Consider the following 20381-nt stretch of genomic DNA (forward strand, 5'->3'; position numbering starts at 1 on the left):
TCTTTTCCCCGAGCGCATTGAATGAACAGCAACGCCACGTGGCGCGACCGCCTCTACGTGATCATTTTCCAGACCGACACGGTGGCCGGCCGCCGTTTCGACAAGACCCTGCTCCTGATCATCCTCGCCAGCCTGGTGGTGGTGATCCTGGACAGCATCGACGACGTCCACCAGAACTACGCCAGCTTGCTTGCGTACATCGAGTGGGGCTTCACGGTCATCTTCCTGGGCGAGTACCTGCTGCGCCTGTACTGCTCGCCCAGGCCCTTGCGCTACGCCTTCAGCTTCTACGGGCTGGTGGACCTGCTGGCGATCGTGCCCGGCATCCTCGCGCTGTACTACGCCGATGCGCAGTACCTGCTGATCATCCGGGTGATCCGGATGCTGCGCATCTTCCGCGTGCTCAAGCTGGGCAACTACCTGAGTCAGGCGCATTACCTGCTCGACGCCCTGCGCGGCAGCAAGCAGAAGATTCTGGTGTTCCTGCTCACGGTCTGCACCCTGGTCACCGTGTTCGGCACCCTGATGTATGTGGTCGAAGGCCCCGAACGCGGCTTCACCAGCATCCCCAAAAGCATCTATTGGGCTATCGTGACCCTGACCACCGTGGGTTACGGCGACATCGTGCCCAAGACCCCGTTGGGCCAGGTGATCTCGTCGATGGTGATGATCACCGGTTACTCGATCATCGCCGTGCCCACCGGGATCTTCACGGCGGAACTGGCCACCGCCATGCGCGGCGGGCAAAAGCGTCACGCCTGCCCGGTCTGCGCCAAGGACAACCATGAACAGGAAGCGTCGTTCTGCTCCCGCTGCGGCAATGCGCTGTACAAAAAAAATGGAATAAGCAAAGAGCTTTTTAATCTTTAAGCGACTATGCGCAGGCCGCTATAGTCGCTGGCAAATGGCCCGCCCCCGGCCGGAACACACCCCAGAACAAGGAATGCGCAGTGAAAAAACTCTTTGGCGCCTCACTTCTCGCCGCCGCCCTCGCCTTCACTGGCGCCGCCCAGGCCGCACCGACCCTGCTGAACGTTTCCTACGACGTGATGCGCGATTTCTACAAGGACTACAACACCGCGTTCCAGAAGCACTGGCAGGCCGAGCACAACGAAAACATCACCGTGCAGATGTCGTTCGGCGGTTCGAGCAAACAGGCGCGCTCGGTCATCGACGGCCTGCCGGCCGACGTCATCACCATGAACATGGCCACCGACATCAACGCCCTGGCGGACAACGGCAAACTGGTGCCGAACGACTGGGTCGCGCGCCTGCCGAACAACAGCGCGCCGTTCACCTCCGCCACGGTGTTCATCGTGCGCAAGGGCAACCCGAAGGCCTTGAAAGACTGGCCGGACCTGCTCAAGGACGGCGTGCAGGTGATCGTGCCCAACCCGAAGACCTCGGGCAACGGTCGCTACACCTACCTCTCGGCCTGGGGTTATGTGCTCAAGAACGGCGGCGACGAGAACAAGGCCAAGGACTTCGTCGGCAAGCTGTTCAAGCAGGCCCCCGTGCTGGACACCGGCGGCCGCGCCGCCACCACCACGTTCATGACCAACCAGATCGGCGACGTGCTGGTGACCTTCGAGAACGAGGCGGAAATGATCGCCCGCGAGTTCGGCCGCGACCAGTTCGAGGTCATCTACCCGAGCGTCTCCGCCGAAGCCGAGCCGCCGGTGTCGGTGGTCGACAAGGTGGTCGAGAAGAAAGGCTCCCGCGCCGCCGCCGAGGCTTACCTCAAGTACCTGTGGTCGCCGGAAGGCCAAGAGATCGCCGCCGCCAACTACCTGCGTCCGCGTGATCCGGCGGTGCTGGCCAAGTACACCGACCGCTTCCCGAAAGTCGACTTCCTGTCGGTGGAGAAGACCTTCGGCGACTGGCGCACCGTGCAGAAAACCCACTTCAACGACGGCGGGATCTTCGATCAGATCTACACCAACAAATAAGCCCCCGACGGCAATGAAAAAGGCGACCAAACGGTCGCCTTTTTCATTGGAGATCACATCGGCGGGGTCACGCCGTCCTTGCCCGCCGAGATCGACTGCGCCGTCAGCGTGCCGTCGGCGCTCTGGGTCACGAAGGTGACGATCTTCACCCCGACCTTGAGCAGGCTGCGGTCGCCCGGCAGCAGGTTGACGATGGGCACGTCCTCCGGCACCAGGATCTTCTGCTGGCCGCCCTTGTAGTTGACGGTCAGCACCCGGCCGTTGCTCACCACCAGGTCGCCGACGCTGCCGTTGGTCATGCTGCTGCCCTTGGCCAGGTCGAACGGCCGGTGGCCGTCGCCGCTGCCGGCCAACTCCGGCGGAAACACATGCACCTCCAGCGCCTTGAGCGTGCCGTCTTCCTGGGGAATGGCCGCCGAGCCGATGTAGCTGCCGGGCTTGATGTCCTCGATGTTGGCCAGGGTCACGGCGCGGATCCGGGTGTCCTTGGTCAACTGGATCACCACGTTCTCGCCGCTGTTGACGTGCACCCTCAGCGTGTCGGGGCTGACGGCGGCGATCTCGCCGCGCACACCCATGCGCATGCCCGGCGCCTCGCCGGCCTGCGCGCCGCCGGCACCGAACAGGCCGATCAAGGCCAGGGCTGCGCCGCAGCGAATCCACTGTCGAAACATCGCGATCCTCCCTTCATGAACTCGAAAACCCACCGACAACATAAGCATGCTATCGAACAAGATGTAAGTGAATGTATCATCAGCCCTCAACGGTCGGACGCAAGGTTCGCCGATGGACGACATCCCCAGGGACGCCACCTATTCCGCAACGGAATAACTGATATCGATCCAGGCCCGCTACCGCCGGCCCGCCGCGTCCCTTAGCCTCACCGCATTCCCATTTGCCGGACCTGAGAACCCCATGACCGCCACAACTCACGCAATGACCCGAGGCATGGTGCTGCTGTTCGCTTTCTGCTGCGGCGCCATCGTTGCCAACATCTACTACGCCCAGCCGATCATCGGCCTGATCGCACCGGACATCGGCCTGACCGACACCCTGGCCAGCTTCATCGTCTCGCTGACCCAGATCGGTTACGCGCTGGGCCTGTTCTTCCTGGTGCCGCTGGGCGACCTGTTGGAGAACCGCCGCTTGATGATCGCCACCACCGTGGTGGCCATCGCCAGTCTGCTCGGCGCGGCGTTCACCGAGCAGCCCAACGTGTTTTTGCTGGTTTCGCTGCTGGTGGGCTTCAGCTCGGTGTCGGTGCAGATCCTCATCCCGCTGGCCGCGCACCTGACGCCGGAGGAATCCCGTGGCCGGGTCGTCGGCGGAATCATGGGCGGCCTGCTGCTGGGCATCCTGCTGGCGCGTCCCGTGTCGAGCGTGGTGGCCGACCACTTCGGCTGGCGCGCGATGTTCATGATCGCCGCGGCGCTGATGGCGGCGATCAGCGTCGTCCTCGCCCTCACCGTGCCCAAGCGCCAGCCGGATCACAGCGCCTCCTACGGCCAGTTGATCGGCTCGCTGTGGACGCTGCTGCGCCAGCAACCGGTGCTGCGCCAGCGTGCGTTCTACCAAGGCTGCATGTTCGCCGCCTTCAGCCTGTTCTGGACCGCCGTGCCGCTGGAGCTTGCGCGCAATCATGGCCTGTCCCAGAGCCAGATCGCGATCTTCGCCCTGGTCGGGGCCATCGGCGCCGTCGCCGCCCCCATCAGCGGCCGCCTGGCCGACGCCGGCCACACCCGCATCGCCTCGCTGCTGGCCATGCTGTTCGCCGCCTTGAGCTTCCTGCCGGCCTTCATCCACCCGGCCTACAGCGTGATCGGCCTGGCGGTCACCGGCGTGGTGCTCGACTTCTGCGTGCAGATGAACATGGTGCTCGGCCAGCGCGCGGTGTACACCCTGGACGCCAAAAGCCGCGGCCGCCTCAACGCGCTGTACATGACCAGCATCTTCATCGGCGGCGCCTTCGGCTCGTCGGTGGCCAGCACGGTGTACGAGCATGGCGGCTGGCTGTGGATCGTGATCGTGGGCAGCGCGTTTCCGCTGCTGGCGCTGGTGCGGTTCCTGAGTGTGGCGAAGAGGCCGGCGTTGGCGACGGCGTAAGCGCCAGGCGCTTCGCGAGGAAGCCGTATCGCGGCTCCCACCCAGAATTTGCGCAACGAACGAATCCTGGGCGAGAGCCAGCCTGCTGACGATGGCTAGAGTCAGGGCACAGCCGGGCAGTCAATAGCGAACCAGCTTCTCCATGGCCGCATCCGCCAGAAACGAAGAACGGCTCTTGATGTTGTGCTCGCGCACATACCGGTCGATTCGCTGGATCACATAACCGGGCAGCGTCACGTTGACCTTTTCGGTCTTGCCCATGTAAGGCGAAACATCCAGTTCCAGCATGCCCCAGCCCATTCCCGCGAACTCCGGGTTGCTGCGGTGGGCGGCCGCCGAGGTCGGCATGGGAACAGACTCTCCGCCCGTCGCCATTTCCTGCAGCATGAGATGCGCAACCTCAACAGCCGCCTTGTAGGCATCCTCGAACGTGTCCCCGGCCGTGACCGCACCCGGGATATCCGGGATCTGAATGCCGATGGCCGTGTTTTCGTCGCCCCATTCGATGCAGATCGGGTATTGCATTACGGATCTCCTGTTTGACCGGCTGACGGGTTCAACAGCCCCGCACGCCGCCTGATGCTCTTGACCGTCCCAAGCGGCAAATCCTTCTTCGGATGCGGGACGGGAATCGAGTACGGACTGTAGCGATGAGTAAAAATGTGATGACTGCCGGTGACACGATCCAGTACCCACCCTGCGTCCTCCAGCTCCTTGATCAATAGCCTGCTCTGCACCCACCGCCTCCTTGGCTCGGCCCATAAAAAATAACTCCAGAGTTATGTTTACTCAAGCACAGGATTGGCCGCCACGACGCTCGGTTGTTTTGCAACATGTGATCAAGCGGCCACGCCGGATTACACTCGGCACCTTCTGCCGACCTATCAATACCGATCCTGCAGGGAAAATCGGATGGACCGTCTCGCCGCCATGGAAACCTTCGTCTGCGTCGTGGAAACCGGCTCGTTTTCCGCGGCGGCCAGGCGCCTGGACATCGGCCAGCCCGCCGTGTCGAAAACCATCGCCCAGCTTGAGGCGCGGCTTGCCGTGCGCCTGCTGCTGCGCTCGACCCGGGGCCTGACGCCCACCGAGGCCGGATTGGCGTATTTCGAGCGGGCCAAGCGCACCCTGGAAGAGGCCGACGAAGCCGACAACGCCGCCCGGGGCAGCGCCAGCGGCCTGAGCGGCAACCTGCGGGTAAGCGCCGCCGTGACGTTCGGCCGGATGAACGTGGTGCCGCGCCTGGGGATGTTTCTCGACCAGCACCCGCAGTTGAGCGTCGACCTGATGCTGGACGACCGCAACATCAACCTCATGGAAGAAGGCATCGACGTCGCCCTGCGCATGGGCAACCTCGTCGACTCCGGCCTGACGGCACGCAGGATCGCCTCCTGCCGCCGGGTCGTGCTGGGAACCCCGACCTACTTTGCCCGACACGGCATCCCCACTTGCCCCGCCGATCTGTCGCAGCACCAGGCCACCGTGTACAACCGCAGCGGCGGCGCGACCTGGACGTTTTCAAAGGGCAGCGAAGAGCAGACCGCCACCCTGAGCGGACGCCTGCGGGTCAGCGCCGCCGAAGGCTTGCGCGCGGCCGTCCTCGCCGATCAGGGCTTGAGCGTCGCCTCCTGGTGGATGTTCGAGCCGGAACTGGCCAGCGGCGCGGTGGTGGAGGTCCTGCAGGACTGGACGCTGCCGCCCCAGGATCTCTGGGCGGTCTTCCCGACAGGCCGAATGGCCAGCGCCAAGGCGCGGGCATTCGTTGACCATGTGCAGAAAACGCTGACGACGGAGGGCTGAAACCTTCACGTTTCGTTTATTGCGATTTTCGATTAATTCGAATAACGTTCCGGCATCCATCTCCCAGAATGCTGGAACAGTACTATGTCCATGATCGTTCATCCCTCCATCAATCTCCCCGCCGAACGCGAAGTCCGGGCTGCCATGGAGGGCCAGCGTGCCCTGTCGGCTTACCTGGCCACCCGGCACGAAACCCAGCACATCCAGATCTTCGATGAGCGCAACGAAGCGCACCGGGTCGAACTGCCCACCTCGGCATTGCGCTTGCTGGCCGACATTCTCGCGGCACTGGCCGAAGGCAACGCCGTGAAGGTCGTGCCCGTGCACGCCGAACTGACCACGCAGGAAGCCGCCGATCTGCTCAACGTCTCACGCCCGCACCTCATAAAGCTGCTGGAAAGCGGTGAGTTGTCCTACCACAAAACCGGCAAGCACCGACGTGTGCGCTTTGCCGATCTGATGGACTATAAGGCCCGGCGCGAAACCGCCAGCGAGCAGGCAATGGCGCTTCTCGCGGAGCAGGCACAGGCGTTAAGGACAGGATACGAGTGAGGCACTCCTCTTTCACCGCTGTATACGATGCATGTGTTTTGTACCCGGCCCACTTGAGGGACTTCCTGATGTGGCTCGCCCTCTCCGGGCTTTTTCGGGCGAAATGGACCAAGGAGATTCACCGCGAATGGAAACGCAACCTGCTGAAGAACCGCACCGACCTGAGCATGGAACAACTGGATCGCACATCGGAACTGATGGATCGTGCGGTTCCCGATGCCTGTGTCGACGGCTACGAGGATCTCGTCACCGGACTGTCGCTGCCCGACCGGGATGACTGTCATGTGCTGGCGGCCGCCATACGCTGCGGCGCCGGCGTGATCGTGACGTTCAACCTCAAGGACTTTCCTGAAACGCACCTCGCCGGCTTCGGCATCGAGGCGCAACACCCGGATGAATTCGTCGAGAACCTGTTCCATCTGGATTCGTCAGCCGTCGTCAGAGCCGCCCAACGTCAGCGCCAGCAACTGAAGACACCGCCGATGGAGGTCGAACCGTTTCTGAGTCTGCTGCAACGGCAAGGCCCGGCCCGATCGGTAGGGGCACTCAACGGGTTTCGGGCGTTGCTCTGAAAGCGCGCGCACAACCGCCAGACAGCAAAACGGCGATCCAAGGATCGCCGTTTTTCGTTCATTGCCCGTACTGTTTGCCCAGCCCCGCCGGCACGCCGTGGATGTTGGTCTCTTCCCACGGGCCGTTGGGGCTGATCGAGCGGCTCCAGCCGTTGTTCCAGCGGTAGTAGGTACGCTGGCGGTAGAAGGTGTCGGGCTGGTCGTCGAGGACATACACGCCCAGCTTCTGATCCCAGTGGCTGTTGCCGCCCGGCGGCGGGGCGAAGCTGGCGGAGGTGCGCGGCACCGGTTTCGAAGGCTTCGCGGGAAGGCCCGGCTTGGCCGGTGTCGCCGGCGTCGACGGTTTCGAGCCCGGTTGCGACGGCGGGATCGGCGGCAGCCGGGTCGGTTCAGGTTGCTGCACCGCACAGGCGCTGAGCCCTATGGCCAACGTGATGATGGTGATTCGGGCGAGGGCGTTCATGGCGGTGCGTTCCTGAGGTTGTCCGGCCTATTTGTCCGGGCTGTCGATGGTCAGTGTCTGCGGCGCGGTGGTGCTGCTCGCCAATGGCTGGCTGCGGCCGACCCACTCTCCCGCCGTCGGTTGACCGGCACGGGAAACGCGCGCAACCAGTTGGACTTCAGGGAAGTTCGACAGTTTCAACTGCGGCATCATCGCGTCGGCATCGCCCAGCTCGACGGTCACCGGCAGGTCCGCGACGGTCAGGCGCTTGGCCGCCAACGGCGCCGGAGGGCCCGAAGTGGCGCGGGCGAAGATGAACACGCTGTCGCCCGGCTGCACCTTGCCCTTGAGCTCGCTGGCCAGGGCCACGCTGACCTTGAGCCGCGCAGCCGCCTTCGGCGCCGGTGCCTGGGCGACCTTGCCGCCGCTGGCCACCAGTTTCTCGGTGGCGCGGTCGATGCCGCCCTGCAGGGCTTCGCGGGACTTGTCTTGGGGCGGCAGTTGCGCCAGCAGACGGTTCCAGTAATCGATGGCTTCCTGGTAGCGCTCGCCTTCGAAGGCAGCGATGCCCAGCAGGCCGAGGCTGGTGACTTCCTTCGGATCGGCCTTCAGCGCCTCGTCGGTCAGGGCCTTGACCTTGTCCGACCATTTCTTGCCGTCGGCGAAATACTGCGCCTGGGCCCATTGGCCCAGTAGCTCCGGCTGACGCCCGGCCAGGTTGACGGTGCGCTCGAACATCTTCGCCGCGTCCGCCGGCCGGTCCTGGGCCATGTAGGTGCGGCCGAGGAAGTACAGGCCTTCGGCCGAGTCCGGTTGCGCCTCCACCGTGCGCTCAAGGCGCCGGGTCATCTCTTCCATCGACTGCGGCGCTTGGGCGAACTCCCGGGTCAGCTCGACCTTGTCGCTGGCGCCGAAATGCAGGTACAGCCCCAGGCCCAGCACCGGCACCAGTACGGCCGCCAGCAGCGGCAACGGCTTGCCCAGACGGGAAACCCGCGCCGGCGCCACGCCTTCGGTGTCGGCCAGCAGCTCACGGGCCGCCTCGGCGCGGCCGCTGTCCATCTGCGCGGCGTCGAGCACGCCTTCGGCCTGCTGCGCCTGCAGCTCGGCCACGCGTTCCTGGTACAGCGCGACGTTCAGGGCGGTGCGGTCTTCCTCGCGCTGGGCACGGCGGCCGCGCAGCACGGGAATCAGCAGAAAACTCAGGGCGACCAGAAGCAACAGCCCTGCGGCGAGCCAGAAATCAATCATTCTTGGTTTTTATCCAACAGTTGGTCGAGGCGCTGGCGCTCTTCGGCGGACAGCGAGGACGGCGTCTCGGCGCGTTGCCCGCGACGGCGGCGCACGATCACGGCGATCACCGCCAGGCCGCCGAGCAGCAGCCCGGCAGGGCCGAACCACAGCAACGCGGTCTTGGCGTTGAGCGCCGGCTTGTAGCGGACGAAATCACCGTAGCGGTCGACCATGAAGTCGATGATCTGCTGATTGTCCTTGCCCTCGCCGAGCATGCGGAAGATCTCCTTGCGCAGGTCGGCGGCGATCGGCGCGTTGGAGTCGGCGATGTCCTGGTTCTGGCACTTGGGGCAACGCAGTTCCTTGGTCAGTTCGCGAAAGCGCTCGCGATCCGCGTCCTTGGCGAACTGGTAGGTGTCGATGGCCGCATGGGCCACGCCGGCCAGGCTCAGGCCCAGGACAGCGGCGGCGATCCAGCGCTTCATGGCGTGGCCTCGTCGACCAGCGCCTGGTACTTGGCCGCCAGTTTTTCCCGCCAGACCTGCTCGTCGATCACCCCCACGAACTTGTCGCGGATGATGCCCTTGGCGTCGATGAAGAAGGTTTCGGGGGCGCCGTACACACCGAGGTTCAGGCCCAGGGAGCCTTCGTCGTCGCGGATGTCGAGGCGGTACGGATTGTGGAACTCGGCCAGCCATTTCAGGGCGTCGGCGTTGGTGTCCTTGTAGTTGATGCCGTAGATCACCACGCCGCGCTCAGCCAGTTTGTTCAGCACCGGGTGCTCGACCCGGCAGGAAATGCACCACGTGCCCCAGACGTTCACCAGGGCCGGCTTGCCGAGGATGTCGGCGCGGGTCAGGGTCTTGTCGCCCTGCACCGCCGGCAGGGAGAACTCCGGAAACGGCTTGCCGATCATCGCCGACGGCAGTTCCGCAGGATCCAGGTACAGGCCGCGGTAAAGGAAAACGGCCACCAGCAGGAACACCGCCAGGGGCACCAGCATCAACCAACGTCTCATGCAGCGGCTCCTTCCATGCCCAGCGCTTCACGCACCCGGCTTTTGACTTTGACCCGGTAGCGCCGGTCCAGCGCCGCGAGCACGCCGCCCAGACCGGTCAGCAACCCGCCGAACCAGATCCAGCGCACGAACGGCTTGACGTGCACCCGCACCGCCCAGGCGCCGTCGCCCAGCGGCTCGCCCAGGGCGACATAGAGGTCACGGGTGAAACCGGCGTCGATCCCCGCTTCGGTCATCATCGAACTCTGCACGGTGTACAGACGTTTCTCAGGATGCAGCACGCTGACTTCCTTGCCGTCGCGCAGGACGCGGACAGTACCCTTGTCGGACGTGAAGTTCGGCCCCTCGAAGTGCTTGGCGCCTTCGAAGACGAACCGGTAACCGGCCAGCTCCATCGACTCGCCCGGTTCCAGGCGCAGGTCGCGCTCGGCGCTGTTCTGGCTCGACAGCACCACGCCCAGGGCGCAGACGGCGATGCCCACGTGCGCCAGGTGCATGCCCCAATAGCTGCGGGTCAGGCTCGGCAAGCCCTTGATCAGGCCCTTGTGGCGGGTCTTGTCGACAATGTCGCGCACGCTGGCCAGCAACACCCAGGCGGCCAGCAGGAACGTGGCCAGCACCGCCCAATTGAAATCGCCGTAGGCCACGCCGGCCACCACCGCCAGGCCGACGCTGCCCAGCAGCACCGGGGCCAGCATGCCCGCCAGCCATTTCACCGGCGTGTCCTTCCAGCGCACGATCACCCCGACCGCCATCACCACCATCAGCAACGCCATCAGCGGGATGAACAGCGCGTTGAAGTACGGCGGCCCGACCGACAGCTTGGCGCCGCTCAACGCATCGAGCACCAACGGATACAGGGTGCCGAGCAGAATCATCGAGGCCGCCACGACCAGGATCAGGTTGTTGCCCAGCAGCAGGGTTTCGCGCGACCACAGGTTGAAGCCGACCTGGCTCTTGACCACTGGCGCGCGCAGCGCGAACAGCGTCAGCGAGCCGCCGACCACGAACAGCAGGAACATCAGGATGAACACGCCGCGCTCCGGATCCGAAGCGAACGCGTGCACCGAGGTCAGCACGCCGGAACGCACGAGGAAGGTGCCGAGCAGGCTCAAGGAGAATGCGGCGATGGCCAGCAGCACCGTCCAGCTCTTGAACACGCCGCGCTTTTCGGTGACGGCCAGCGAGTGGATCAGGGCCGTGCCCACCAGCCACGGCATGAACGAGGCGTTTTCCACCGGATCCCAGAACCACCAGCCGCCCCAGCCGAGCTCGTAGTAGGCCCACCACGAGCCGAGGGTGATGCCGATGCCCAGGAACGCCCAGGCGACGATGGTCCACGGCCGCGACCAGCGCGCCCACGCCGCATCGAGCCGGCCGCCGAGCAGCGCGGCGATGGCGAAGGCGAAGGCCACCGAGAAGCCGACATAGCCCATGTAGAGCATCGGCGGGTGAACGATCAGGCCGATGTCCTGCAGCAGCGGGTTGAGGTCGCGGCCGTCGGCCGGCACCTGCGGCAGGATCCGCGAGAACGGGTTGGAGGTGATGATCAGGAACAGCAGGAAGCCTGTGCTGATCATGCCCATCACCGCCAGCACGCGGGCCAGCATGACCTGCGGCAACTGCCGGGAGAACACCGACACCGCGAAGGTCCAGCCGCCGAGGATCAGCGCCCACAACAGCAGCGAGCCCTCGTGGGCGCCCCACACGGCGCTGAACTTGTAGTACCACGGCAAGGCGCTGTTGGAGTTCATCGCGACGTAGGCCACGGAGAAGTCGTCGGTCATGAACGCGTAGGTCAGGCAGCCGAAGGCGAACACCAGGAAGGCGAACTGCCCCCACGCCGCCGGCTGGGCCAGGCCCATCCACAGGCGGTCGCCGCGCCAGGCGCCGAGCAGCGGCACCACCGCCTGCACCAGCGCCAGGCACAGCGCGAGGATCATGGCCAGGTGGCCGAGTTCGGGTATGAAGATCGCGGACGTCATGGTTCAGCCCTCCTTCGCCGGTGCCGGCACCGACTGGCCGCTGTCTTTCAGGGCCTTGGTCACTTCCGGCGGCATGTACTTCTCGTCGTGCTTGGCCAGCACCTCATCGGCCACCACCACGCCGTCGGCGTTGAGCTTGCCGAGGGCGACGATGCCCTGCCCTTCGCGGAACAGATCCGGCAGGATGCCGCGGTAGGTGATGGTCACGGACTTGTTGAAGTCGGTGACGACGAAGCGGACGTCCAGGGAATCCGGGGAACGTTGCAGCGAGCCCTGCTCGACCATGCCGCCGGCGCGGATGCGCGTGTCGTGCGGCGCTTCGCCGTTGGCGATCTGGGTCGGGGTGTAGAACAGGTTGATGTTCTGCTGCAGGGCGCTCAGGGCCAGGCCGACGGCGGCGCCGACCCCGACCAGGATCGCCAGGATGATGATCAGACGTTTCTTGCGCAGCGGATTCACTTGCCGTTCTCCCGGCGCAGACGACGCGCCTCCTGTTGCAGATACCGCTTGCGGGCCAGGATCGGCGCCGCGACGTTGAGGGCCAGCACCGCCAGGCAGATGCCGTAGGCCGACCAGACATACAGGCCGTGATGGCCCATGGCGAGGAAATCGCCGAATGACGCGAAACTCATCGGGCGGCCTCCAGGCTGTGCTGCACTTCTTCTTTGACCCAACTGGCGCGGGCCTCGCGCTTGAGCACCTCAAGGCGCATGCGCATGAGCAGCACCGCGCCGAAGAAGCAATAGAAGCCCAGTGCCGTCAGCAGCAGCGGCAGCCACATCTCGACCGGCATCGCCGGCTTTTCGGTGAGGGTGAAGGTCGCGCCCTGGTGCAGGGTGTTCCACCACTCCACCGAGTACTTGATGATCGGGATGTTGATCACGCCGACGATGGCCAGCACCGCGCAGGCCTTGGCGGCGCTGTCGCGGTTGCTGATGGCGTTGCCCAGGGCGATGACGCCGAAATAGAGGAACAACAGGATCAGCATGGAGGTCAGGCGCGCGTCCCAGACCCACCACGAACCCCAGGTCGGCTTGCCCCAGATCGCTCCGGTGACCAGCGCCACGGCGGTCATCCAGGCGCCGACGGGCGCGGCGCATTGCAGCGCGACATCGGCCAGCTTCATCTTCCAGACCAGCCCCACCACCCCGCACACCGCCAGCATCACGTAGATCGACTGAGCGAGCATCGCGGTGGGCACGTGGATGTAGATGATGCGAAAGCTGTTGCCTTGCTGATAGTCCGGCGGCGCGAAGGCCAGCCCCCAGACGACGCCGACGGCGATCAGCAGCACCGCCGAAATGCCGAGCCACGGCAGCATTCTGCTGCTGATGCCGTAAAACCACTTGGGCGAGCCGAGCTTGTGAAACCAGGTCCAGTTCATACTGTTTCCATCACGGGTGCCCTTCGCTGTGAAGGGCCTGGGTCTTTGCTGATCAAATATTGATCAGACCTCATCATTATTCGCCGACGCTGATCTTCAGGCCAGCCGCTATTGCAAAGGGTGTCAGGGTGATCGCCAGGGCGGCCAGGCTGCCGAGCCACAGGAGATAACCGGTCGCCGGCATGCCCTGCAGCGCCGCCTGCAAGGCGCCGCTGCCCAGGATCAGCACCGGGATGTACAACGGCAGGATCAGCAGCGCCAGCAGCAGCCCGCCCCGCTTCAACCCCACCGTCAGCGCCGCGCCCACCGCACCGAGCAGGCTCAGCACCGGCGTTCCCAGCAGCAGCGAAAACAGCAGCACCGGCAGACAGGCGGTCGGCAGGCCGAGCATCAATGCCAGCAAGGGAGAGAGCAAAACCAGTGCCAGCCCCGAGAACAGCCAGTGTGCCAGCACCTTGGCCAGTACCAGAAGAGGCAGGGGGTGCGGCGAAAGGACCCACTGTTCCAGGGAGCCGTCCTCGAAATCGCTGCGGAAAAGCCCGTCCAGCGAGAGCAGAACCGACAACAGCGCCGCCACCCAGACTAACCCCGGGGACAGGTTTTGCAACACTTGTGTTTCCGGGCCGACGGCCAGCGGGAACAGCGCGATGACGATGGCGAAGAAAATCAGCGGATTGGCCAGCTCCGCCGGGCGGCGGAACAGCAGGCGGGATTCGCGGGCGACCAGCAGTCCGAACACACTCATGCCGCCCAATTCCCCAGATCGATGTCGCGGTAGCCGGCCGGCGTCCGGCCCAGCGTGTGGTGGGTGGTCAGCACCACCAGGCCGCCGCGCCCGCAGTGCGCGGCCAGGTGCGCTTCGAGCTGCGCCACGCCCGACTTGTCGAGGGCGGTGAAGGGTTCGTCGAGGATCCACAGCGGCGGGCTGTCCAGGTACAGGCGCGCCAGCGCCACGCGACGCTGCTGGCCGGCGGACAGGTTATGGCAGGGAACGTCTTCGAAACCGCGCAATCCGACCGCCGCCAGGGCCTGCCAGATCGCCTCCTTGGGGGCGGGCCGATGCAGGGCGCAGAGCCAGGCCAGGTTCTCTTCCGGCGTGAGCAGATCCTTGATGCCGGCGGCATGGCCGATCCACAGCAGGTTGCGCGCCAGTTCGCTGCGTTGCTCGGCCAGCGGACGGCCATTGAGCAGCACCTGACCGCCGGTCGGCTGCATCAGGCCGGCGAGCAGGCGCAACAGGCTGGTCTTGCCGCTGCCGTTGGGACCGCTGATCTGCACCATATCGCCACTGGCCAGTCTCAAATCGAGATTTTCGAACAGAAGCCGCAGGTCTCGCTCGCACGCGAGGGCAACGGTTTGCAGGACAGGACTGGTCAAGGGTTCACGGGCCTTATACGGTTCAAGTCGGCTCTGGCGCGGCCGTTAAAGAGTTGCAGCATAGATGCAATGACGGCCTGATCTAGAGAGCTGCGTCAAACAATTGCAATGTTTTTTGAACGAAGCGAAAGACGGGCGGCATTATACATGCCATGCCTTACTCCAAAGAGCGCATTTTCCTCAGGTTGTGTCCGCGTATGACAGGCGAAATGAACATTCTCCCGATGCCGCAAACGCCTCCGGCGACGGCCCGGCCCCCGGTGATCAGCGGCGAGCTGCTCAAGCTGCTGACGCCGGTGGACGGGCTGATCGCCGCCGGGCAGAGCGCCCGGGCCGAGGTGCTGTCGCTCAAGCAGGCGGACCAGACCTTTGAGCTGCTGCTCAAGGTGACGCTCGACAGCGGCCGCCAGACCACGGTACAGGCCACCAGCGCCCAGCCGTTTCCCCAAGGCACCAGCCTGGCGGTCATGCAGCCCTCGGCGGGCAACCTGGCCATCACGGTGCAGCAGGCCATCGCCAGCAGCGTCGCCGCCCTCACCCGCATCGACACCGCGCAACTGCCGGTCGGCACACTGCTGCAAGGCAAGGTGCTGACTGCCCAGGCCCTGCCGCAGGCGCCGGGGCAACCGACGGTGTACCGCTCGCTGGTGACGCTGCTGAACACCGCGCTGCGCGGCAGCACCCTGACCCTCGACAGCCCCCAGCCGTTGCGCATCGGCACGCTGCTGTCGGCGCTGGTGCAAGACACGCAAACCCTTAAGTTCCTGCCCCTGAGCAGCCGCCAGGAACAACTGGCGGTGAGCCAACAGCTGGCCAGCCAGCAAAGCCGCCAAGGCTCCCTCGACGGACTGCTCAAGCTGCTGCAGAACCTGCCGCCGGCCACGGACCAGACCTCGGCCGACCTGCGGGCCGCCGTCGGCAAACTGCTCGCCGGCCTGCCCGACGCCCAGCAACTGAGCACCCCTAGGGGCCTGGCCCAGGCATTGGCCAACAGCGGCGCATTCCTTGAAGCCAAATTGCTCACCGGGCAGAACCCGACGCTGGCGCCGGACCTCAAGGGCGATCTGCTCAAGTTGATCGCACAGCTCACGCCGGGCCTGCCGAGCAGCACCAGCTTCAACGCGATCATCGCCGCCAACACCCTGGCGCAGGCGTTGCCGAGCTTCGTGCGCAACGCGCTGGGCACCCTCGGCCAGGTCAGCGCCAAACCCGTGTCGGGCGGCTTCCCGCTGCCCGAACGGTTGCTGCAAAGCCTGGAGGGCGAAGGCGATCTGGAGCAGCTGTTGCGCTTGGCGGCGGCCGCCGTCTCCCGCCTGCAGAGCCATCAGCTGTCGAGCCTGGAACAGACCGGCCTCACCGACGATGGCCGGCTGCTGAGCACCTGGCAACTGGAGATCCCGATGCGCAACCTGCAGGACATCGTGCCGCTGCAGGTCAAGTTCCAGCGCGAAGAAGCGCCCGAGAAGGAACAACCGGAGGAACGCCGGGAGAACGACCGCGAACGCAAGCAACCGCTGTGGCGCGTCGACCTGGCCTTCGACCTGGAACCGCTGGGCCCGCTGCAGGTCCAGGCGCAACTGACCGGCGGCAGCCTGTCGAGCCAACTGTGGGCCGAACAGCCCTACACCGCCGAACTGATCGAAAGCCAACTGCACGCGCTGCGTCAGCGTCTGCTGGATGCCGGGCTCAACGTCGGCGACCTCGACTGCCACCTCGGCACGCCGCCGCAAGGCAGCCAAACCCGCCTCGAACACCGCTGGGTCGACGAAACCGCATGAACGATTCCACCGCTCCACGCCAGGCCATCGCCCTCCAGTACGACGGCAGCCACGCCCCCACCCTCACCGCCAAGGGCGATGACGAACTGGCCGAAGAAATCCTGCGCATCGCCCGCGACTATGAGGTGCCGATCTACGAGAACCCGGAGCTGGTGCGCCTGTTGGCGCGGCTGGAGCTGGGCGACAGCATTCCCCAGGAGCTGTACCTGACGATCGCGGAGATCATTGCGTTTGCCTGGAACCTGAAGGGCAAGTTCCCGCAGGGGTTCGACCCGCAGGCGCCGAGGGTCGAGAAGGACGTCACCGAGCGCGGCGACGATTACTGAGTTTTCAAGGGTGCCTTCACGAACAAGCCCGCTCCTGCGTTGATCGCGGGAGCGGGCTTGTTCGTGAATGACGATGCCTGCCCGAGTGCAGGCATCAGCTTCTGTGCAGCTTGCTCATCAGCTCCGCCTCGGCCTGGGTCAGGCCGCAGGACTGGGTGAGTTCATCGACGCTGGCACCCATGCCGACCAGTTTCGCCGCCTGGGCGAACGACAGGCTGGACGGGTCGCGCTGCTCCAGCTGAGAGATCTTGTCCGGCAAGGGACTGACCACCGCGCGCAGCTCGTGCAGGTCTTCGCCCATGCGCACGTTGCCGTTCTGGTAGTCGTCGACACGCTTGGCCAGCTCCTTGATGCGCTGGTCACGCAGCGCATCGCCCTGGGCCTGCTGCGCAGCGATCAGCCGCTGCGCCTTGATGTACGCCAGAAACATCGCCAGCGTGCCCGCCCAGAACAGGAACAGGACAATGACCGCCACCTCGAGAATCAATCAGATGTTCTCCAGTTCCGACCATTCTTCTTCGGTCATCATCTTGTCCAGCTCGACCAGGATGAGCAACTCGTTGTTCTTGTTGCACACGCCCTGGATGAACTTGGCCGACTCTTCGTTGCCGACGTTCGGCGCGGTCTCGATCTCCGACTGGCGCAGGTAAACCACTTCAGCCACGCTGTCGACCAGGATGCCGACGACTTGCTTGTCGGCTTCGATGATGACGATACGAGTGTTGTCGCTGACTTCGCCGCTCATCAGGCCGAAGCGCTGACGGGTGTCGATCACGGTCACCACGTTGCCGCGCAGGTTGATGATGCCCAGCACGTAGCTCGGCGCGCCCGGCACCGGAGCGATTTCGGTGTAGCGCAGGACTTCCTGGACGCGCATCACGTTGATGCCGTAGGTCTCGTTGTCGAGCTTGAAGGTCACCCATTGCAGGATCGGATCTTCGGAACCCTTTGCATTCGTCGCCTGATTACTCATACCTGACCCCTCAAATTACCGCCTCTGGCGGTGTGTGTTCGGTTGGCGGCATTTCAATAACGCCGTCGCATGCTTGTTATGTCGGCAGCTACGCCGGTTTGTGTAGTGGCTTGCTGCCGCTCATGTGTTTCGCCCCGCCACTGGCGATCAACTCAGCCAGCGCGGAAACGTCCAGCAGTGCACACATGTGCTCAATCACCGTGCCGGCGAGCCATGGCCGCTGACCTCGATGACTTCTCCATTTGATTTCATTCGGGTCCAGACGCAGCGAACGGCTGACCTGATGCACCGCCAGGCCCCATTCGTAGCCCTGAACCGAAATCACGTATTGCAGCCCCTGGCGGAAATCGTCGCGGTAGCGGTCAGGCATGACCCAGCGCGCGGTGTCCAGCACCTTCAGGTTCCCGGACTGGCTCGGCAGGATGCCGAGGAACCATTCCGGCTGACCGAACAGCGGCGTCAGGTCGTGGCCGGCCAGCGAATAGATCGAGCCCAGGCATACCAGCGGCACCGCCAGGGTCAGGCCCGCGACGTCGAACAACAGGCACTCGAAGGCTTCGGACGCCCAGGCCGGACGGCCGTCGGTGTCGGTCGGCGGCGGTGTGTTGCTCGGCGGCAGATGCACTTCGACCAATGGCGCGACAAGCGTCGGCTCGGCAGGCGTCGCCACCGCTGCCGGCGCAGGTGCCGGCTCGGGCTCGGGCTCTGCGGGCAGGGTCGCCGGCTGCAAGAGGCGTGTCTGCAACAGCGGCGCGAGGGTCGAGAGCGGCGCGCGCGGCTGCGGCTCCTCCAGCAGCGCGACCGGCGGCTTGCTCACCGCGGCGGCTTTCGGGGCGGCCGCGGGCGCCGAAACGCTGGCGGCCTTCTCGGCGTCACGCGCCTGCTCTTCGAGCACGGCGGCCTGGAACTCATCGAGGGCGGCGTTTTCCGGCGCCGGCGGCACCGCTTCGGCCGGCGCCTCAAGCGCCTCGGGAACGTCCTGCAGCAGGCCGTCCAGATAGGACTGCAGCGCCTGCTGCGGGCGTGTGGTGAGCTTGATCGGGCGGTTCATCGACGGACATCGCCCGACTGGAGCACCGCGTCGCCTGCTGTGCGGGCGAGCCCGGCTCCACAGGTGAGGTGCGAATCGAAAAGAGACGGACGGGTCAGGGTCATGTCACGCCACCTGCGCAACGGACTGCTGCGCCAGCAAGTGCTTGAGCAGCGCGCGGTAGGCCAGCACGCCGCGGCTCTTGCCGTCGAACTGCGAAGGCGTGACGCCGGCGCGGCTGGCGTCGCGCAGGCGGGTGTCGACCGGGATGTAGCCCTGCCAGATCTCTTCGGGGAATTTGTCGCGCAGGATGCGCAAGGTGCCCATCGACGCCTGGGTGCGGCGGTCGAACAGGGTCGGCACGATGCTGAACGGCAGCGCCTGCTTGCGCGAGCGGTTGACCATCGCCAGGGTATTGACCATGCGCTCCAGGCCCTTGACCGCCAGGTGTTCGGTCTGCACCGGGATCACCAGTTGCTGACTGGCGGCCAGGGCGTTGACCATCAGCACGCCGAGCAGCGGCGGGCTGTCGATGATGGCGTAGTCGAAGTCCTGCCACAGCTGCGCCAGACTCTTGGCGATCACCAGGCCCAGGCCGCTCTGCCCCGGCGACTGGCGCTCCAGGGTGGCCAGCGCGGTGCTGGACGGCAATAGGGAAATGCGCTCGTCGCTGGTGGACAGCAGCAGTTGGCCCGGCAGGCCTTCCGGCACGCCGCCCTTGTGCAGGAACAGGTCGTAGTTGCTGTGCTCCAGGCTGTCGGGATCGTAACCGAAATAGCTGGTCATCGAGCCGTGGGGGTCGAGATCGACCACGACCACGCGCTTGCCCGCCTCGGCCAGCAACCCGGCTAAAGCGATGGAGGAAGTGGTTTTACCGACACCACCCTTTTGATTGGCGACTGCCCAGACTCTCATTCGGATCGTTCCACCCGGCCGGGATGCCCGGCCGAGACATAGCTCAGCGTATTAATGCGGGTGACGGAGAATTGACGGCACTCTCGCGTCCCGACGTCTTGGCCGGGTTCGGTGCAGTTTGTGTGCCAGCCCGCTTCAGTGCCGCGTCCGGCGTCGCATGGGCGGTGCCGGTGCCGGTCAGGCTGCGGCGCACATCCAGGTTGCGCGACACCACCAGCACCACGCGGCGGTTCTTCGCCCGGCCTTCGGCGGTGGCGTTGTTGGCCACCGGCTGGAATTCGCCGTAGCCCACCGACGCCATCCGGCCGGGGTTCACGCCCTGCATCGCGAGCATGCGCACGATGCTGGCCGAACGCGCCGAGGACAGCTCCCAGTTGGTCGGGTACTGGGCGGTGCGGATCGGCTGGTCGTCGGTGAAGCCTTCGACGTGGATCGGGTTGTCGAACGGTTTGAGGATCGCCGCGACCTTGTCGATGATGTTGAACGCCACATCGCTCGGCATCGCGTCGCCGCTGCCGAACAGCAGGCTGGAGTTGAGCTCGATCTCGACCCACAGCTCGTTGCCGCGCACGGTCATCTGGTTGGAGGCGATCAGGTCGCCGAACGCGGCGCTGATGTCATCGGCGATGCTTTTCAGAGGGTCGCTGGCACCGGCGATGCCGGCGTCGACCTGCTCCGAATCCTTGACCAGCGGCTTGGCCGGGGTCACGGTCTTGGGGCGTTCCTCACCGATGGGGATGGGCTTGAGCGCGCGGTCGGCGTCGGTGAAGACCCCGATCAGCGCCTCGGAAATGATCTTGTACTTGCCTTCGTTGATCGAAGAGATCGAGTACATGACCACGAAGAACGCGAACAGCAAGGTGATGAAGTCCGCGTAGGACACCAGCCAGCGTTCGTGGTTGACGTGTTCTTCATGCTGCCGGCGACGAGCCATAGTCCATTAC

Annotated in this window: 26 protein-coding genes; 8 read left to right on the plus strand and 18 right to left on the minus strand. The window is 65.2% G+C overall.

The window, feature by feature from the left end:
• Window positions 1–21 precede the first annotated feature (21 nt).
• Window positions 22–870: an ion transporter gene (locus tag CAG33_RS19910; protein WP_085640254.1), complete on the plus strand. Its 849-nt coding sequence runs from the start codon at window positions 22–24 to the stop codon at window positions 868–870.
• Between the two features lie 80 nt (window positions 871–950).
• Window positions 951–1949 (plus strand): sulfate ABC transporter substrate-binding protein, encoded by a 999-nt coding sequence (locus tag CAG33_RS19915; RefSeq protein ID WP_085577766.1) that lies wholly within the window; start codon window positions 951–953, stop codon window positions 1947–1949.
• A gap of 53 nt (window positions 1950–2002) precedes the next feature.
• Here the strand turns inward: CAG33_RS19915 and CAG33_RS19920 are convergent, their stop codons facing one another.
• Entirely contained in the window at window positions 2003–2623 is a 621-nt protein-coding gene (locus CAG33_RS19920) for a DUF5666 domain-containing protein (protein ID WP_085577767.1), read from the minus strand.
• A 241-nt stretch (window positions 2624–2864) separates the two neighbouring features.
• On the opposite strand from CAG33_RS19920, the gene CAG33_RS19925 reads away from it, so the two are divergent.
• A complete protein-coding gene (locus CAG33_RS19925) occupies window positions 2865–4052 on the plus strand; it encodes an MFS transporter (protein WP_085577768.1) in 1188 nt (395 codons plus the stop codon).
• Window positions 4053–4172: 120 nt separating this feature from the next.
• On the opposite strand, the gene CAG33_RS19930 is transcribed toward CAG33_RS19925, so the two are convergent.
• A complete protein-coding gene (locus CAG33_RS19930; RefSeq protein WP_085577769.1) occupies window positions 4173–4577 on the minus strand; it encodes a type II toxin-antitoxin system HicB family antitoxin in 405 nt (134 codons plus the stop codon).
• The gene (locus CAG33_RS19935) at window positions 4577–4789 is read right to left on the minus strand and encodes a type II toxin-antitoxin system HicA family toxin (protein ID WP_085577770.1); all 213 of its coding nucleotides are present in this window, start codon (window positions 4787–4789) and stop codon (window positions 4577–4579) included. Before CAG33_RS19935 ends, CAG33_RS19930 begins: the two co-directional genes overlap by 1 nt.
• Before the next feature lie 175 nt (window positions 4790–4964).
• Between CAG33_RS19935 and CAG33_RS19940 the strand changes: the two genes are divergently transcribed.
• The 3 genes from CAG33_RS19940 to CAG33_RS19950 all read left to right on the plus strand — a co-directional run bounded on the left by CAG33_RS19940 (window position 4965) and on the right by CAG33_RS19950 (window position 6976).
• Window positions 4965–5852: a LysR family transcriptional regulator gene (locus CAG33_RS19940; RefSeq protein WP_085640257.1), complete on the plus strand. Its 888-nt coding sequence runs from the start codon at window positions 4965–4967 to the stop codon at window positions 5850–5852.
• Window positions 5853–5936: 84 nt separating this feature from the next.
• On the plus strand, window positions 5937–6404 hold the full coding sequence (locus CAG33_RS19945; RefSeq protein WP_085631162.1) for a helix-turn-helix domain-containing protein: 468 nt from the start codon (window positions 5937–5939) through the stop codon (window positions 6402–6404).
• A complete protein-coding gene (locus CAG33_RS19950) occupies window positions 6401–6976 on the plus strand; it encodes a PIN domain-containing protein (RefSeq protein WP_085640260.1) in 576 nt (191 codons plus the stop codon). The genes CAG33_RS19945 and CAG33_RS19950 overlap by 4 nt, the downstream gene beginning before the upstream one ends.
• 58 nt (window positions 6977–7034) lie before the next feature.
• On the opposite strand, the gene CAG33_RS19955 is transcribed toward CAG33_RS19950, so the two are convergent.
• The 10 genes from CAG33_RS19955 to ccmA form a co-directional block, all read right to left on the minus strand.
• The gene (locus CAG33_RS19955) at window positions 7035–7439 is read right to left on the minus strand and encodes a hypothetical protein (RefSeq protein WP_085631160.1); all 405 of its coding nucleotides are present in this window, start codon (window positions 7437–7439) and stop codon (window positions 7035–7037) included.
• Between the two features lie 27 nt (window positions 7440–7466).
• The gene (ccmI, locus tag CAG33_RS19960; RefSeq protein WP_085640263.1) at window positions 7467–8669 is read right to left on the minus strand and encodes a c-type cytochrome biogenesis protein CcmI; all 1203 of its coding nucleotides are present in this window, start codon (window positions 8667–8669) and stop codon (window positions 7467–7469) included.
• Window positions 8666–9136, minus strand: a complete 471-nt coding sequence (locus CAG33_RS19965) for a cytochrome c-type biogenesis protein (protein ID WP_085577776.1) — start codon at window positions 9134–9136, stop codon at window positions 8666–8668. The genes ccmI and CAG33_RS19965 overlap by 4 nt, the downstream gene beginning before the upstream one ends.
• Window positions 9133–9669 carry a DsbE family thiol:disulfide interchange protein gene (locus CAG33_RS19970; RefSeq protein ID WP_085577777.1) on the minus strand — a complete coding sequence of 179 codons (537 nt, stop codon included), beginning with the start codon at window positions 9667–9669 and terminating at the stop codon, window positions 9133–9135. Before CAG33_RS19970 ends, CAG33_RS19965 begins: the two co-directional genes overlap by 4 nt.
• On the minus strand, window positions 9666–11654 hold the full coding sequence (locus CAG33_RS19975) for a heme lyase CcmF/NrfE family subunit (protein ID WP_085640266.1): 1989 nt from the start codon (window positions 11652–11654) through the stop codon (window positions 9666–9668). Before CAG33_RS19975 ends, CAG33_RS19970 begins: the two co-directional genes overlap by 4 nt.
• 3 nt (window positions 11655–11657) lie before the next feature.
• Window positions 11658–12113: a cytochrome c maturation protein CcmE gene (gene ccmE / locus CAG33_RS19980; protein ID WP_085577779.1), complete on the minus strand. Its 456-nt coding sequence runs from the start codon at window positions 12111–12113 to the stop codon at window positions 11658–11660.
• Window positions 12110–12286 (minus strand): heme exporter protein CcmD, encoded by a 177-nt coding sequence (gene ccmD / locus CAG33_RS19985; RefSeq protein ID WP_008055370.1) that lies wholly within the window; start codon window positions 12284–12286, stop codon window positions 12110–12112. The genes ccmE and ccmD overlap by 4 nt, the downstream gene beginning before the upstream one ends.
• Window positions 12283–13038, minus strand: coding sequence for a heme ABC transporter permease (locus CAG33_RS19990; protein WP_085577780.1), 756 nt, complete (start codon window positions 13036–13038; stop codon window positions 12283–12285). Before CAG33_RS19990 ends, ccmD begins: the two co-directional genes overlap by 4 nt.
• A gap of 76 nt (window positions 13039–13114) precedes the next feature.
• A complete protein-coding gene (gene ccmB / locus CAG33_RS19995) occupies window positions 13115–13783 on the minus strand; it encodes a heme exporter protein CcmB (protein WP_085577887.1) in 669 nt (222 codons plus the stop codon).
• A complete protein-coding gene (gene ccmA, locus CAG33_RS20000; protein ID WP_085640269.1) occupies window positions 13780–14415 on the minus strand; it encodes a cytochrome c biogenesis heme-transporting ATPase CcmA in 636 nt (211 codons plus the stop codon). Before ccmA ends, ccmB begins: the two co-directional genes overlap by 4 nt.
• Window positions 14416–14612: 197 nt before the next feature.
• On the opposite strand from ccmA, the gene CAG33_RS20005 reads away from it, so the two are divergent.
• Window positions 14613–16193, plus strand: a complete 1581-nt coding sequence (locus tag CAG33_RS20005) for a flagellar hook-length control protein FliK (RefSeq protein WP_085640272.1) — start codon at window positions 14613–14615, stop codon at window positions 16191–16193.
• Window positions 16190–16519: an EscU/YscU/HrcU family type III secretion system export apparatus switch protein gene (locus CAG33_RS20010; protein WP_085577783.1), complete on the plus strand. Its 330-nt coding sequence runs from the start codon at window positions 16190–16192 to the stop codon at window positions 16517–16519. The genes CAG33_RS20005 and CAG33_RS20010 overlap by 4 nt, the downstream gene beginning before the upstream one ends.
• Before the next feature lie 94 nt (window positions 16520–16613).
• Here CAG33_RS20010 and CAG33_RS20015 read toward each other — a convergent pair whose 3' ends face one another.
• From CAG33_RS20015 to motD, 5 genes are all read right to left on the minus strand, one after another.
• The gene (locus CAG33_RS20015) at window positions 16614–17006 is read right to left on the minus strand and encodes a DUF2802 domain-containing protein (RefSeq protein ID WP_085577784.1); all 393 of its coding nucleotides are present in this window, start codon (window positions 17004–17006) and stop codon (window positions 16614–16616) included.
• The gene (locus tag CAG33_RS20020; protein ID WP_085577785.1) at window positions 17007–17492 is read right to left on the minus strand and encodes a chemotaxis protein CheW; all 486 of its coding nucleotides are present in this window, start codon (window positions 17490–17492) and stop codon (window positions 17007–17009) included.
• Between the two features lie 88 nt (window positions 17493–17580).
• Window positions 17581–18543 carry a CheW domain-containing protein gene (locus tag CAG33_RS20025; protein WP_085577786.1) on the minus strand — a complete coding sequence of 321 codons (963 nt, stop codon included), beginning with the start codon at window positions 18541–18543 and terminating at the stop codon, window positions 17581–17583.
• Window positions 18544–18648: 105 nt separating this feature from the next.
• Window positions 18649–19437 (minus strand): ParA family protein, encoded by a 789-nt coding sequence (locus CAG33_RS20030; RefSeq protein WP_085577787.1) that lies wholly within the window; start codon window positions 19435–19437, stop codon window positions 18649–18651.
• Between the two features lie 43 nt (window positions 19438–19480).
• On the minus strand, window positions 19481–20371 hold the full coding sequence (motD, locus tag CAG33_RS20035) for a flagellar motor protein MotD (protein WP_085577788.1): 891 nt from the start codon (window positions 20369–20371) through the stop codon (window positions 19481–19483).
• Between the last annotated feature and the right edge of the window lie 10 nt (window positions 20372–20381).

The sequence above is a fragment of the Pseudomonas sp. B3(2017) genome (assembly GCF_002113595.1).
In the GTDB taxonomy this organism is placed as follows: domain Bacteria; phylum Pseudomonadota; class Gammaproteobacteria; order Pseudomonadales; family Pseudomonadaceae; genus Aquipseudomonas; species Aquipseudomonas ekonensis.

Coding starts and splice junctions, on each gene's coding strand:
- CAG33_RS20020 (WP_085577785.1), bottom strand. CDS start 17,492: ATGAGTAATCAGGCGACGAATGCAAAGGGTTCCGAAGATCCGATCCTG.
- CAG33_RS19970 (WP_085577777.1), bottom strand. CDS start 9,669: ATGAGACGTTGGTTGATGCTGGTGCCCCTGGCGGTGTTCCTGCTGGTG.
- CAG33_RS19930 (WP_085577769.1), bottom strand. CDS start 4,577: ATGCAATACCCGATCTGCATCGAATGGGGCGACGAAAACACGGCCATC.
- CAG33_RS19955 (WP_085631160.1), bottom strand. CDS start 7,439: ATGAACGCCCTCGCCCGAATCACCATCATCACGTTGGCCATAGGGCTC.
- CAG33_RS20030 (WP_085577787.1), bottom strand. CDS start 19,437: ATGAGAGTCTGGGCAGTCGCCAATCAAAAGGGTGGTGTCGGTAAAACC.
- CAG33_RS20005 (WP_085640272.1), top strand. CDS start 14,613: ATGACAGGCGAAATGAACATTCTCCCGATGCCGCAAACGCCTCCGGCG.
- CAG33_RS20010 (WP_085577783.1), top strand. CDS start 16,190: ATGAACGATTCCACCGCTCCACGCCAGGCCATCGCCCTCCAGTACGAC.
- CAG33_RS19965 (WP_085577776.1), bottom strand. CDS start 9,136: ATGAAGCGCTGGATCGCCGCCGCTGTCCTGGGCCTGAGCCTGGCCGGC.
- CAG33_RS20025 (WP_085577786.1), bottom strand. CDS start 18,543: ATGAACCGCCCGATCAAGCTCACCACACGCCCGCAGCAGGCGCTGCAG.
- CAG33_RS19975 (WP_085640266.1), bottom strand. CDS start 11,654: ATGACGTCCGCGATCTTCATACCCGAACTCGGCCACCTGGCCATGATC.
- CAG33_RS19925 (WP_085577768.1), top strand. CDS start 2,865: ATGACCGCCACAACTCACGCAATGACCCGAGGCATGGTGCTGCTGTTC.
- CAG33_RS19945 (WP_085631162.1), top strand. CDS start 5,937: ATGTCCATGATCGTTCATCCCTCCATCAATCTCCCCGCCGAACGCGAA.
- ccmD (WP_008055370.1), bottom strand. CDS start 12,286: ATGAGTTTCGCGTCATTCGGCGATTTCCTCGCCATGGGCCATCACGGC.
- motD (WP_085577788.1), bottom strand. CDS start 20,371: ATGGCTCGTCGCCGGCAGCATGAAGAACACGTCAACCACGAACGCTGG.
- ccmB (WP_085577887.1), bottom strand. CDS start 13,783: ATGAGTGTGTTCGGACTGCTGGTCGCCCGCGAATCCCGCCTGCTGTTC.
- CAG33_RS19910 (WP_085640254.1), top strand. CDS start 22: ATGAACAGCAACGCCACGTGGCGCGACCGCCTCTACGTGATCATTTTC.
- CAG33_RS19990 (WP_085577780.1), bottom strand. CDS start 13,038: ATGAACTGGACCTGGTTTCACAAGCTCGGCTCGCCCAAGTGGTTTTAC.
- CAG33_RS19940 (WP_085640257.1), top strand. CDS start 4,965: ATGGACCGTCTCGCCGCCATGGAAACCTTCGTCTGCGTCGTGGAAACC.
- CAG33_RS19920 (WP_085577767.1), bottom strand. CDS start 2,623: ATGTTTCGACAGTGGATTCGCTGCGGCGCAGCCCTGGCCTTGATCGGC.
- ccmI (WP_085640263.1), bottom strand. CDS start 8,669: ATGATTGATTTCTGGCTCGCCGCAGGGCTGTTGCTTCTGGTCGCCCTG.